Genomic DNA, 12,548 nt, shown 5'->3' with positions numbered 1-12,548 from the left:
CTCGGCAAATAAAGACAACTCTTGTTTTGGATGCATATTCATAAAAAGTACGTCACCCTTTCTCATTAATATAAGAAAATAGTAACGTGCTTTTAATTTCAAGAATAGTCCAAATCCTTAAGTTGATGGATGTGGGGTACAGCCACATCGCTATCAAGTTAAGAAATACATTATTCCCCAAAACAAAAAATATATATTTTTAGAACGTACTACAGCTTCTGTTTGGCTACTAAAGTATCTAAACAGACAAGGTCAACGCCAGCTCAGAAACTAGGTTTAACCGATAAACGATTTACTTTAACCGCTATTAATAAATAATTGGGCAATCATTCTATTTTAAAAAGGATGATTTTTTAGAGATTCCTGTGGAATTTTATGTTAAACTCACTATTAATATTTCGAAAATTCAATCTTCGACAACGGGCAGGAGTATTGAACAAGTTTTATGAACTTTAGTGGTTGCATCATTAGTGAAATGCTTTATAACAACTAATTAAGGAGGGATAGAATATGAGAAATAACTTTCAAATCGTTGCGTTACAAGAGAAGGAGTTTCATAACCTATTTCTAATGAATGAAGAAGAATTAAAAAGTATCGGGGCAGTCAAAATAATAGCAAATAAAAATCCTGGATATCCTTGTAGGATAAGTTTGAAGGATGCAGAGGTAGGAGAAGAGGTAATCTTACTGAACTACCAATATCATAATGTTAATTCGCCTTATAAAGCAAGTGGTCCTATATTTATACGAAAGGGGGCAACTACCGCTAAGCTAGGTGTAAATGAAATTCCGCTTATGTTACATCATAGGTATCTATCTATACGCGGCTACAATGCTGACTCAATGATTGTAGAAGCAAGGGTTACAGAAGGTGTAAATTTAAGAGAAAATATAGATGAAATTTTTGATAATAAAGAAGTAGAATATATTCACATTCTTAACGCTAAACCAGGATGCTATAACTGCCTTGTTAATAGAGCGTGAAAAAACTGAATTTCTGCTCCATACACCTCTGTTTTCAAGCGTATTCGTATTTTAGATTCAACTGTATTTCAGCTTCCAGATATATTTTCATCCATTTATCCTGGGGCGGAAGGGTGTAGCCATACTGCTGGAATGAAAATTCAACTTGAATATGATCTATTAAGCGGACAATTCCTACATATCCATACAGGTCCAGGTAAACAACATGATCGAACCTATGGCTCTCTGTGTGTCCCAACTGTAACAGCGAATGATTTGTCTATCCGAGATTTAGGGTATTTTCACTTGAAAGATTTGCAACATATACAAGATAAAAAGGCTTATTATATTTCTTGTATTAAATCCAACACATGTATTTATCAAAAAATCCCAACCCTGATTCTTTTCAAGATGGAAGAATCAAAAAAGGTACGGAGTGATGGATATGGAGGTCTTAATGAATTCTCTTCAGCCAGGTCAAACATATGAAATATCTGACGCTTATGTAGGAATGACGGATAAAGTACCAACTCGTGTGATTGTTCACCGACTTACAGATGAGCAACAACAAAAACTAAGCTATAAGAGAAAAAAGGAAACAACCACTACTCTATTTGACGTTGTATGGGCTTAGCTTGATACCGATGTTAAAGATAAAAACATTCTTTTTACATACATTAAACAAACTCATCGTTTATTTTGCATCCATTCTATAATCAATAAAACACCAGCAATAATAATTATCCAAATTCCGAAAGGATTTATTGTTTTTGTTATTGTTTGTGATAAACCGAAATACTTATATAATTCAAAATGATCAATAACAATAACAAGTATGATTATAAAAAATACAAGTTTTGAAACGATAGATAGATATTTCATAAACTACCTCCTTCTAATGTATTTAAATCGATAAATAGAATGTAATTGTTTTTACGACACCTTTAATTTTCCAATCTGGTACCCAAGTTGGAGCTACTTGTTGAATAGATCTAGTTAACGAATCTTCAATAGAACTAGAAATATCTAAATAATGCCCCATATATTTAATTGCCACTATCATTTTACTTTACAAATAAAATGATAAACTATTGGAAAAAGAATATAAGTCTTTTTGTCTATACATTGATTTGATATAATTCACATAGAAATAACCGGAAATTTAACAAGATGTATCATCGGGAATGTTCAGAAAAATGTTCTCCTTTGTTTTTGGGTGTGAGTGCTGGCTCGTCGTGTGGGGACGAAACCCCACATAGCGTTGATTCGTACAGAAAAATAATAATATTGAGAACGGAAAAACTGATGGTTCGGCTGATATAATTGCTAGTCCAAGTTGAGAAACTTAACCCCGTTTCTGGTCTGTTCGGCTTGTCGAAAGTTAAACATCAGCTGAATTTCGGAATGCAATGGAGGAAAGGTGGAGATTTTTTGAGTGGGTTTCTCCTTTGTTAGTTTAGCCGGGTGCGAACTAGTAAAATATCGGTTTATTGTAATTAATATGTATTTTTGGATATTTTTATATAAGATAAATACTTTTTACATCATGTGAATTGGAGGTTTTGTTTGAATAAATTTCAAGCTTTTTTGTTTAAACTTTGGATATCAATTCCAAGAAATTTTAGGTTAGCAATTCCATTAACCATAACAGTATATTTAATTTTACAAGTATTTTTTGAAGGTGTTATCACTTTCAAAAATTTAGTTTTTGATTTTAGTTCCTTTGGTTATAAATATTTAATTACTTATATGATTATCTCTTTAGTAATTTTTATAATTATTAAAATTACTAAAAAGAGAGAAAGGTAAATAGGAATATTAAATATATTTTAAATGCAATAAATTACAATGTTTGCATTTTTGTCTATTCCTTTTTCTGGTACCGTCAATATTTTTGCGCAAATGACTTTTTAACCTTTTCAGATAGAACGTCACTTTTGGTACGAAAATAACTTTATTTGTAGGTAAAATTTTACGCTTCAAGTTCCTCAAACATCGCTACTAATGCTGCACGTGCCTTATTAAAACCGATGTGGCAACGCGTGGCGAAGCGTTGATTATAGTGCTCAAATTGCGAGACTCGGAAGCGTTCCATTGACTCTTCATTTGGAAACTGTTTTTTACACTTTGAGTATTTTTTGATTTGTTTATTAAAAGATTCAATTCAATGTGTTGAATAAATACTTCTCCAAATCTCCTTTGGGAAGCTGTAAAACGTCAACATATGCTGATTGATTTGAAGTGATTTCACCATTTTTGGATAGGCCTTTTGCCATTTTAAACAGAAAGCATCAAGCGCTTCTCGACCAGATTCTAGGCAATCTGCTTTATAAACAGTCTTGAAATCATCGCATACCGCTTGCCGATTTTCTACGAGAACTTTGTGCGACAACTTGCGTGCTACATGGACTAAACAAGTTTGATATCTCGCTTTTGGAAATACGCTTGAGATAGTGTCTACCATACCTTTTAAACCATCTGAAATAAATAGAAGCACATCTTCCACACCGCGTTCGTTTAGTTCTTCTAAGAGCTCTTTCCAGTTATGCGCTGACTCGGTTGGTGCAATCGTATAGGCAAGTACTTCTTTTGAACCATCTTCATAAATGCCAATAGTGATGTAGACGGCTTCCTTTGACACAATTTCACGGCGCACGGCAATGTATGCCGCATCTAAATATACATACACGTAACGTGTATGTAAGGGCAGTTGGTTAAAAGCTTTTACTTGTTCTGATACAGCTTTGGTCACACTTGAAATGGTTTGAGTTGTGTAATAATGAACGTACATTTTCTCAATGAAATGTGCAATTTCTGTCATCGTAATTCCTTTTTGAAATAGGATGTATAACGGTTGCTTCTAGGGTATCATTTGAGCGCTGATAGGGCGCCACTGTCTGTTGTTTAAATTCACCGTTACGATCACGTGGAATTTGTATGTTTAAATCACCGTACTCTGTGTGTAGTGTACGTGAATAAGAACCATTTGTAATCGAAAAAATTTAGTCCAAACTATACTACATATACATTGAAAGATACAAAGCTGCCAGCACATTAATTTTGATATGTCTTTAAAACACGTTGAGAAAATCATAAGTGATAAAATGCTTTGGATAATATAATTGGTTAATGCAAATTTCCCAACTGTTTAAAATGATTATAACCATTTTAAATATTTCTGTGCTTTCGAAAAGGGGCTGTCCCATAAGTATCGGTGCATGCTTTAACAAGCTAGGGTCTTTGAGGCAGTTTGAGGTTTTAAGTGTCTTTGCTCGTATTACCGCTTCAAAATGCTCCCCACAATGAATAAATCATCCCAACAACAAAAAAAGCTAAAGCTAAAGCAAAAACAACTAAAGCGAGTATTCCATTCTTGTTATTTTCCATAAAATATCTCCTTGTCATGTTATATTCAAGAAAACTTTAGTTATAATTATGGCTAAAGGTTATGGTTATCATACTTCTTAGTTTAGATAATGTTGTATTTTATAACTTATTGTGATTTACATTCGTATAATAACCGACCCACCACCATTGGAAAAAATTTGTTTTTGCTGCTCAACTTTTGGGTAAGTTAGAAAAGGTTATCAACAGTATTGACAGGATATTGAGTTTTATTCGTTGAGATAATTTAAAAATAATCTTTGACTTAATCCACATCTAGAAATCATACAATAACAAGGAATGTAGACGAGCAGGAAACAGTATAATGAATAGGGGGAGTTTCCAAGATGTTACCTCAATATGTATCTGAAGAGTGTTGGTGTCTGCTAGAGGGCGTTTCTCTGTTTTGGGAAAGGACAAGCATATGATAGAGCGTGGACAAGTTCACCCATTCATTAGTGTGGTGCTATTCTATATCTATCATGTGTAGAAGGAGAATGTGGGATATAGTAATGTTATGATAGGCAATTTGTATACATATCCATTAATATTGTAATATATAATAAAATTATTTATTTTGCATTTTAATCCAATGGGTATACATTTGATATGGTGTTTTTTTACTGAGATTGTGAATAGAGTGCTTTGTGAGTATTGGTTATATTACTTCTATTCTTTTTGAAGGGAAAAATCAACATTCTTATTTTTAACTGGAAAAATGAGTAATCCAGCGATGGATTAGTTTAAGCATGGTTAGATGAATGTAAGTGGTATTATGAAAATTTAGAGTAAGATGAGAGGCTCTGCTCAACGACGAATAGCTCCTTTGTTTATTTCTATTAATTTTTGTATGAAAAAGTCTGTAAGATGAGGGGATACAAAATGAAGAAAATAAAGGTATTTCATTATGATGCATTTAGTCATAAACCCAATATGGGAAATCCAGCAGGGATTGTATTAGATGCAGAAGGATTAACAGATTATGAGATGCAGCGTATCGCGGAAAAAGTAGGATTTAACGAAACCGCTTTTGTATTCCCTTCAAATGTTGCCGATATAAAGATTCGTTACTTCACGCCAGGTCATGAAATGAATCTTTGTGGACATGCAACAGTGGCTACTATATATGCTCTTTACACAAGAGGAGTATGGAAAGAAGTCCGTAGCCTTTTGCTCGAAACGAAAGCTGGAATTTTACCAGTATGCGTAGAAATAGATGGGAATGGAGAAGTATATGTTCGAATGCGACAAGTAGAACCACAGTTTCAAGGATTTCATGGCTCTAAAGAAGAGGTAGCACGGAGCATCGCTCTTCATGAAGAAGATATAGATGAAACATTACCAATTGTATATGGAAGTACAGGGGTTTGGACATTATTAGTACCTATTAAAACATTGGTTGCCTGCGAAAAGATGAAACCAAATAATAAGATCTTTCCATCTATTTTAGTAGAAATACCTAACGCGTCTATTCATCCGTTTTGTTTCGAAACGTATCATGAAGAAGCGCATATGCATGGTCGTCATTTTTTATCACCGTATGCTGGAACAATTGAAGATCCAGTAACAGGAACAGCTTCTGGTGTAATGGGAGCCTATTATGCTACATTTTTGAAGGAAGATAAAGAACAGGAAATGATATGTATTGTTGAACAAGGGCAGGAGATACACAAAGATGGACGTGTACGAGTGTATGTGCAGAGAACAGAGAAAGATAATGTATTACATGTTGAAGTGGCAGGAACAGCAGTGTATGTAAGAGAGTTTGAAATTTCAGTGTAAGGATAAAAAAGTTCGGGATATGACCGAACTTTTTTCATTTGTTGATGACTTCAATAAATGATGTTTGTCCATTATGTCTTATTGCAGAATAGAAGTTTTGACTTTCTAATGTTTTCGCAACTTGTGTTAGTTTATTCGGATCATCATGATGAATGAGTAAGCTGTCCGCTCCGCTTTCTTCGATATGAATGTGTTCAATGTGACCAACAGCGTTTTGAATTGCTTGCAAGAAATCAGGTTTCATACAATGCCTCCTATGTGTTCAAAGTATTTTTTTATTATTCCCGTATTTTTTAAATATAAAAGCGAAGAGGGGGATTTGTGAAGTTGAGCGAAGTGACAGCATATGATGAGAAGCAGAAGAATGAAAATATATTCGCTACTGTATTATCAATAAAAACAAATCGTATTTTTTTTATATAATACAAGGATTTCTAAAGGTTTTTTCTCATAATTGTCTAATCATAGATAAGGTGGTTTCATTATGGTAATTCTAAATCTATTTGTGAAGTAGGAATGGGGAAAATGAATGTTTCAGAAATCATTGAACAATTGATTGGGAATGGTGTTATGGATGGTGGTACAATAAGTAGGGTATGTAATAATAAGGAGAGAGAAAAATGAATACATTCGTATGTTTTGGTGATAGCATTACAGCCGATGAAACATTTTGGAATGGTGCGCGTCGGTTAACACCGCGCCTACAAGAGCAATTTCCAGAGTGGAAAGTTGTAAATGCCGGAGTTCCTGGTGATGATACATTTGATGCTTTAAGAAGAATAGAAGAGGATGTTTTATCTTTGAACCCAGACTTTGTAACGGTCTTTTTTGGGACAAATGATGCGGCATTTTATAAGCAAGTGCCAAAGGAAGAATATAAAGAAAATGTAACAAAAATTGTACGAAGCATTTCTCCAGAAAAGGTACTTCTTATTAGTCCTGCGCCAGTCGATGAAGAAAGACAACTTGCGAGAACAAATGAAGTATTAAAGCAGTATGCAAAGGTGATGGAAGAAGTAGCGAAAGAAACAAAAAGTCATTTTCTAGATTTACATTCTCTTATGATACAAGAATCCAATTATAAAAGATTTTTAGAGAATGAAGAACGGGATGGATTGCATTTTAGTGAGCAGGGTTATGAATATTTAGCTACTATAATTGGTGATACATTAAAAGGGATTTTTAAATAGATGTTTCTTTTTCTTTGGTCTACGTATTAATTCACCTCCACAATTTGGACAAATATGATGCGTGTTTTCAGTACATGGAGCACAAAATGTACATTCATACGTACAAATATAAGCTTCCGAATCTAATTGTAGTGAATTGTTGCATGTTTGCCAGTTTTCTTTCATGTCCAATGCCATAGAGATCCCCCTATTGTGTGAATATTTATAAATTAATGGTAACATAAATAGAAAGATACTACCTTTACAAATAGAAGGAAATCATAGAATACAGGTGACATTTGGAATGAAATGTTAGCATATATTGTGAATAATAAACCATCACGTTTGACTGTACAGTTTATGTATTGTATGATGTTCTTAATATAAATGAGGGGGGAAGATCGTTGGGAAGGTGTATCGAATCGGACAGTTGGCTCACTTGGCTCATGTTTCGAAACGAACGATTGATTATTATACGAATCTAGGTATCTTAAAAGCGGAGCGATCTCAATCCAATTATCGCTATTACGACGAGACAGCATTTGAAACACTACAATTTATTGAGAAATGCAAAGAAATGCATATGCCGCTTTGTGAGATTAAAGAGAGGATCGAGGAGAAGAAAAAGCTGCTCGGTATCAATGAACACGTTTCGAAACAGGTGAACGAAGTGACAGAACATATCCAGCGATTAGAAACAGAATTAACACAGTTAAAACCTCTGTTAGATGGATTGACTGATTCACAACGAGAAAAAATATCAAAATCTTTATCTGGTCAAACGACAGCTTTGATGCAAACACTAATGATGTTTTTATAGTGTAAATTGTATCTATCCCCTTTAATTTCTGTATAGCGCTATGTTTTCTAAAGAAAAGAAACGTAAATGAGAAAACATTATAGTATACAGGAGGTGAACACCTTAGTTTTTTACTAAGGGGATTCATTGGAGATATTTAATTTAGTCATGGTTGCGATTTTAATCGCATTTACTGGATTTTTCGTAGCAGCGGAGTTTGCGATTGTAAAAGTACGTTCAAGTCGCATTGATCAGCTTGTTGCGGAAGGCAAACGTGGTGCGCTAGCAGCAAAAAAAGTAACAACGAATTTAGATGAATATTTATCTGCTTGTCAACTAGGGATTACAGTTACAGCAATGGGACTTGGTTGGCTAGGTGAACCGACGATAGAAAAATTATTGCGTCCATTGTTTGAAAAGTGGAATTTAACCCCTTCCATTTCACATGTGTTAACTTTTGGTCTTGCGTTTATGATTATGACATATTTGCATGTTGTAGTTGGAGAGCTAGCTCCGAAAACAATGGCAATTCAAAAGGCTGAAAGGATCACTTTATTATTTGCTGGACCTTTAATGATATTTTATAAAGTGATGTATCCGTTTATTTGGATGCTAAATAGCTCTGCTCGTGTTGTAACAGGCTTATTTGGCTTAAAACCAGCTTCTGAACATGACGTAGCACATACGGAAGAAGAATTACGTCTTATTCTTTCGGAGAGCTATGAAAGTGGAGAAATTAACCAAGCAGAATATAAATATGTAAATAACATTTTTGAATTCGATAACCGCATTGCTAAAGAGATAATGGTGCCACGAACAGAGATTGTTGGCTTTTATCTTGAAGATTCAGTAGAAGAACACATGAAAATTATCCAAAATGAGCGATATACACGTTATCCAATCTTTGGAGAGGATAAAGATGATATTATCGGTATGGTTAACGTAAAAGATTTCTTTATTCGATATATGAACAATGATACGAAAGATTTATCATCCATTCGTGCGTATATGCGCCCAATTATTGAAGTGATGGAAACAACTCCAATTCATGATTTACTTCTACAAATGCAGAAGAAGCGAATTCCGATGGCTGTATTATATGATGAGTACGGAGGAACAGCTGGAATTGTAACGCTTGAAGATATATTAGAGGAAATTGTTGGGGAAATTCGTGATGAATATGATGAAGATGAAGATCCGCCAATCCAACACGTAAATGAACATCATAAGATTGTGGATGGAAAAGTGTTGATTTCAGAAGTGAAAGATTTATTTGGTCTACACATTGAGGAAGAAGATGTAGATACAATTGGCGGTTGGATTATGATGCAAAATCATGAGATTGAAGAAGGACAATGTGTGGAAGCAGAGAATTATGAATTTAAAGTGCTTGAAAAAGATTCTTATCAAATTAAGCGCATTGAAATTCGGAAAATTGATCAACAACAAGAACAAGCAGCAACTGTTTAGGTTGCTGCTTTCTTTCTGAATCAAAAGAAAAATAAAATTGATAACTAGGAGCGGATATTGTTGATTCAAATGGCATTGCGCGTTTATCGATTGCAATTGTATATGATTTTTAGTAGTTTGCTACTTATAGGAACGATTACTCCGTTTTCCAAACAAGTAACCGGCTTTGGGATTGGATTAGCAGTAAGTGCATATTGTCTTTGGCTATTAGCTAGACGAGTTGAGAAAATAGGACGAAATATTATATTGAAGAAACGAGTTCCTGGAATCGGCATTTTAAATCGTTTTGCAGCTGCGATATTAGGAGCCATTATTATGTATGAAATCGAACATGAAATGGAAATGTGGGCATTTGGAACGGGAATTTTAGGAGGTCACTTTTTGATGATTGCAAACTTAGCTTATGCAAACATGCAATTAGTGAAAGAAGAAAACAAGAAAAAATAGAAAGGGTACTACATAAAGAGCGCTATGTGACGTGTAAGAAAATTCTTAAAAAATGTTAGGGAAAACCATCGCTTTCTCGAGCTTTTGTATGTTATGATGACAAAAGACTTTTTGAAAAGAGGTGGATATATATGTTACAAGCGTTACTGATTTTTGTACTTCAAATTATTTATGTTCCTGTTTTAACAATCCGGACGATTTTGCTTGTAAAAAATCAAACAAGATCCGCTGCTGGTGTTGGTTTACTCGAAGGTGCAATCTATATTATAAGTTTAGGGATTGTATTTCAAGATTTATCAAATTGGATGAATATTGTAGCCTATATAATTGGTTTTAGTGCCGGTCTTTTATTAGGTGGTTATATAGAAAATAAATTAGCTATCGGTTATATTACGTATCATGTTAGTTTGTTAGATCGCTGTAATGAACTAGTGGATGAATTAAGAAATGCGGGATTTGGTGTTACATTGTTTGAAGGGGAAGGAATTAATTCTGTTCGTTATCGATTAGACATTGTGGCGAAGCGTTCAAGAGAACAAGAGCTGTTGGAAATTGTGAACAGAATTGCGCCGAAAGCGTTCATGTCTTCTTATGAAATTCGTTCTTTTAAAGGTGGATATTTAACGAAAGCAATGAAAAAAAGAACATTAATGAAAAAGAAAGATCACGCATCTTAAAAAGAGGAGAAGCTTTTCAGTTTCTCTTCTTTTTGTTCACTTTAAGTTTCTAAAGAATGTATTCGCGTTTGACGAATTATCATCATAAAATAATACCAGATATTTTAGTCTATAAATAATTATCAGATAATACTAGATATTTTAGTCTATTAATTATTATAATAGAGTATGAGATGGTTATAATTGAGACAAAAAAGATATATTCCTAGGTGGGGCCTAGGGGGCATATTGCTTTTTATATTTGAGCATAGATGCCGATTCTTTTTTGCCAATATAGGGGATGGAGAGATTATCATGAGCAACATGCAGAAAAAAACAGACGTTATTTTAATTGGCGCTGGAATCATGAGCGCAACTTTAGGATCATTACTGAAAGAGTTAGCACCTGAATGGGAAATTAAAATGTTTGAAAAACTTGAGGGCGCAGGGGAAGAAAGCTCGAATGAATGGAATAATGCGGGTACAGGCCATTCTGCACTTTGTGAGCTTAACTATACATCCGAAAAACCTGACGGATCTATAGATATTAAAAAAGCCCTCAAAATTAATGAGCAATTTCAGCTTTCTAGACAGTTTTGGTCCTATCTTGTGAATAGCAATCTGATTCGTAATCCACAGAAATTTATTATGCCGATACCTCATATGAGTTTAGTACAAGGGGAAAAAAATGTAACATTTTTGAAAAAACGTTTTAAAGCGCTATCAAATATTCCGCTATTTCAAGGAATGGAATTTTCAGATGACCCTGAAAAATTAATGGAATGGATGCCGCTTATTATGGAGGGGCGTACATCAAATGAACCGATCGCAGCAACGAAAATGGAATCTGGAACAGATGTGAATTTTGGTGCTTTGACACGCATGTTATTTGAACACTTACAAAACAAGAATGTTGAATTAAATTATAAACATAGTGTTGAAAATATTAAACGCATGAAAAATGGATTATGGGAAGTAAAAGTTCATGATATGAACAATGGTAAAATTGAATATCATACTGCAAAGTTCGTCTTTATTGGTGCTGGCGGTGGAAGTTTACCTTTACTACAAAAAACAGGAATTCCTGAATCAAAACATATCGGCGGATTCCCAGTAAGTGGACTATTTATGGTATGTAACAATCCAAAAGTGATTGAGAAACATCATGCGAAAGTATACGGAAAAGCGAAAGTTGGTGCTCCACCAATGTCTGTTCCGCATCTTGATACAAGATATATTGACAATAAAAAGACATTGTTGTTTGGACCGTTTGCTGGATTTTCACCAAAATTTTTAAAAACGGGCTCAAATCTTGATTTATTAGGTTCTGTAAAACCAAATAACGTACTTACTATGCTCGCTGCAGGTGTAAAAGAGATGGCATTGACGAAATATTTGATTCAACAAGTGATGCTGTCGAACGAAAAGCGTATTGAAGAGTTGCGCGAATTTATTCCGAATGCGAAAGGGGAAGATTGGGACGTAGTGGTAGCAGGCCAACGTGTGCAAGTTATTAAAGATACTGAAACTGGTGGAAAAGGAACGCTTCAATTTGGTACGGAAGTTGTTAGTGCTGCTGATGGATCAATCGCTGCATTACTTGGTGCTTCTCCAGGTGCTTCTACAGCTGTTAATGTTATGCTTGAAGTGTTAGAAAAATGTTTCCCGCAATATATGGAAAAATGGGAAGAAAAAATAAAACATATGATTCCTTCCTATGGTATTTCATTAGTAGAAAATCCAAAACTTTTCCAAGAAATTCATACATCAACATCTAAGACACTTGGTTTAAGCAAGAAAGAAGCTGTGTATAGTTAAACTAAGGTTTTGTATTTGAAAATAAACATATATAAGCAAGTTAAATAAAACATATTCAAT

At 34.2% G+C, this 12,548-nt stretch carries 13 protein-coding genes and 3 pseudogenes; 10 read left to right on the top strand and 6 right to left on the bottom strand.

Annotated elements, in window-relative coordinates; all coding sequences use genetic code 11:
- The first annotated feature begins 510 nt into the window (after positions 1 to 510).
- Entirely contained in the window at positions 511 to 984 is a 474-nt protein-coding gene (locus tag MR059_RS19540) for a DUF1203 domain-containing protein (protein ID WP_012094601.1), read from the top strand.
- 9 nt (positions 985 to 993) lie between these two features.
- Positions 994 to 1,537 (top strand): annotated as a pseudogene (locus MR059_RS19535) (IS4 family transposase); the annotation flags it as partial.
- 113 nt (positions 1,538 to 1,650) lie between these two features.
- Here the strand turns inward: MR059_RS19535 and MR059_RS19530 are convergent.
- Positions 1,651 to 1,845, bottom strand: a complete 195-nt coding sequence (locus MR059_RS19530; protein WP_048724434.1) for a hypothetical protein — start codon at positions 1,843 to 1,845, stop codon at positions 1,651 to 1,653.
- A 22-nt stretch (positions 1,846 to 1,867) separates the two neighbouring features.
- A complete protein-coding gene (locus MR059_RS19525) occupies positions 1,868 to 2,020 on the bottom strand; it encodes a hypothetical protein (RefSeq protein WP_157671234.1) in 153 nt (50 codons plus the stop codon).
- 509 nt (positions 2,021 to 2,529) lie between these two features.
- Here MR059_RS19525 and MR059_RS19520 point away from each other — a divergent pair.
- Complete coding sequence (locus MR059_RS19520) at positions 2,530 to 2,772, top strand: hypothetical protein (protein ID WP_041809818.1); 243 nt, start codon at positions 2,530 to 2,532, stop codon at positions 2,770 to 2,772.
- A 163-nt stretch (positions 2,773 to 2,935) separates the two neighbouring features.
- On the opposite strand, the pseudogene MR059_RS19515 reads toward MR059_RS19520, so the two are convergent.
- Both MR059_RS19515 and MR059_RS19510 read right to left on the bottom strand, forming a co-directional pair.
- Positions 2,936 to 3,950, bottom strand: a pseudogene (locus MR059_RS19515) (IS256 family transposase); the annotation flags it as partial.
- Positions 3,905 to 4,108, bottom strand: a pseudogene (locus MR059_RS19510) (DUF418 domain-containing protein); the annotation flags it as partial. The pseudogenes MR059_RS19510 and MR059_RS19515, both read right to left, overlap by 46 nt.
- A gap of 1,121 nt (positions 4,109 to 5,229) precedes the next feature.
- On the opposite strand from MR059_RS19510, the gene MR059_RS19505 reads away from it, so the two are divergent.
- On the top strand, positions 5,230 to 6,129 hold the full coding sequence (locus MR059_RS19505) for a PhzF family phenazine biosynthesis isomerase (protein ID WP_242161948.1): 900 nt from the start codon (positions 5,230 to 5,232) through the stop codon (positions 6,127 to 6,129).
- A gap of 34 nt (positions 6,130 to 6,163) precedes the next feature.
- Here MR059_RS19505 and MR059_RS19500 read toward each other — a convergent pair whose 3' ends face one another.
- Positions 6,164 to 6,373 carry a hypothetical protein gene (locus MR059_RS19500; protein WP_012094598.1) on the bottom strand — a complete coding sequence of 70 codons (210 nt, stop codon included), beginning with the start codon at positions 6,371 to 6,373 and terminating at the stop codon, positions 6,164 to 6,166.
- A gap of 376 nt (positions 6,374 to 6,749) precedes the next feature.
- On the opposite strand from MR059_RS19500, the gene MR059_RS19495 reads away from it, so the two are divergent.
- On the top strand, positions 6,750 to 7,319 hold the full coding sequence (locus tag MR059_RS19495; protein ID WP_012094597.1) for an SGNH/GDSL hydrolase family protein: 570 nt from the start codon (positions 6,750 to 6,752) through the stop codon (positions 7,317 to 7,319).
- On the opposite strand, the gene MR059_RS19490 is transcribed toward MR059_RS19495, so the two are convergent.
- Positions 7,299 to 7,496 carry a DUF1272 domain-containing protein gene (locus MR059_RS19490; protein WP_242161947.1) on the bottom strand — a complete coding sequence of 66 codons (198 nt, stop codon included), beginning with the start codon at positions 7,494 to 7,496 and terminating at the stop codon, positions 7,299 to 7,301. The genes MR059_RS19495 and MR059_RS19490 overlap by 21 nt on opposite strands.
- 214 nt (positions 7,497 to 7,710) lie before the next feature.
- On the opposite strand from MR059_RS19490, the gene MR059_RS19485 reads away from it, so the two are divergent.
- The 5 genes from MR059_RS19485 to MR059_RS19465 all read left to right on the top strand — a co-directional run bounded on the left by MR059_RS19485 (position 7,711) and on the right by MR059_RS19465 (position 12,488).
- Entirely contained in the window at positions 7,711 to 8,118 is a 408-nt protein-coding gene (locus MR059_RS19485) for a MerR family transcriptional regulator (RefSeq protein WP_012094595.1), read from the top strand.
- A gap of 126 nt (positions 8,119 to 8,244) precedes the next feature.
- Entirely contained in the window at positions 8,245 to 9,567 is a 1,323-nt protein-coding gene (locus tag MR059_RS19480) for a hemolysin family protein (RefSeq protein ID WP_012094594.1), read from the top strand.
- Between the two features lie 60 nt (positions 9,568 to 9,627).
- Positions 9,628 to 10,014 (top strand): ATP synthase subunit I, encoded by a 387-nt coding sequence (locus MR059_RS19475; RefSeq protein ID WP_041809815.1) that lies wholly within the window; start codon positions 9,628 to 9,630, stop codon positions 10,012 to 10,014.
- A 131-nt stretch (positions 10,015 to 10,145) separates the two neighbouring features.
- Positions 10,146 to 10,691 carry a DUF2179 domain-containing protein gene (locus tag MR059_RS19470; RefSeq protein ID WP_012094592.1) on the top strand — a complete coding sequence of 182 codons (546 nt, stop codon included), beginning with the start codon at positions 10,146 to 10,148 and terminating at the stop codon, positions 10,689 to 10,691.
- A gap of 294 nt (positions 10,692 to 10,985) precedes the next feature.
- Complete coding sequence (locus MR059_RS19465) at positions 10,986 to 12,488, top strand: malate:quinone oxidoreductase (RefSeq protein ID WP_048724428.1); 1,503 nt, start codon at positions 10,986 to 10,988, stop codon at positions 12,486 to 12,488.
- Positions 12,489 to 12,548: the final 60 nt, after the last annotated feature.

It is taken from the genome of Bacillus cereus group sp. BfR-BA-01522, assembly GCF_022662635.1.
In the GTDB taxonomy this organism is placed as follows: Bacteria; Bacillota; Bacilli; order Bacillales; family Bacillaceae_G; genus Bacillus_A; species Bacillus_A cytotoxicus.
This window is presented reverse-complemented; position numbering and strand designations above follow the sequence as displayed.

Bases quoted from the DNA above. Each gene is read 5' to 3' on its own strand.
- MR059_RS19540 (WP_012094601.1), top strand. From the start codon at position 511: ATGAGAAATAACTTTCAAATCGTTGCGTTACAAGAGAAGGAGTTTCAT.
- MR059_RS19530 (WP_048724434.1), bottom strand. From the start codon at position 1,845: ATGAAATATCTATCTATCGTTTCAAAACTTGTATTTTTTATAATCATA.
- MR059_RS19505 (WP_242161948.1), top strand. From the start codon at position 5,230: ATGAAGAAAATAAAGGTATTTCATTATGATGCATTTAGTCATAAACCC.
- MR059_RS19500 (WP_012094598.1), bottom strand. From the start codon at position 6,373: ATGAAACCTGATTTCTTGCAAGCAATTCAAAACGCTGTTGGTCACATT.
- MR059_RS19495 (WP_012094597.1), top strand. From the start codon at position 6,750: ATGAATACATTCGTATGTTTTGGTGATAGCATTACAGCCGATGAAACA.
- MR059_RS19490 (WP_242161947.1), bottom strand. From the start codon at position 7,496: ATGGCATTGGACATGAAAGAAAACTGGCAAACATGCAACAATTCACTA.
- MR059_RS19470 (WP_012094592.1), top strand. From the start codon at position 10,146: ATGTTACAAGCGTTACTGATTTTTGTACTTCAAATTATTTATGTTCCT.
- MR059_RS19465 (WP_048724428.1), top strand. From the start codon at position 10,986: ATGAGCAACATGCAGAAAAAAACAGACGTTATTTTAATTGGCGCTGGA.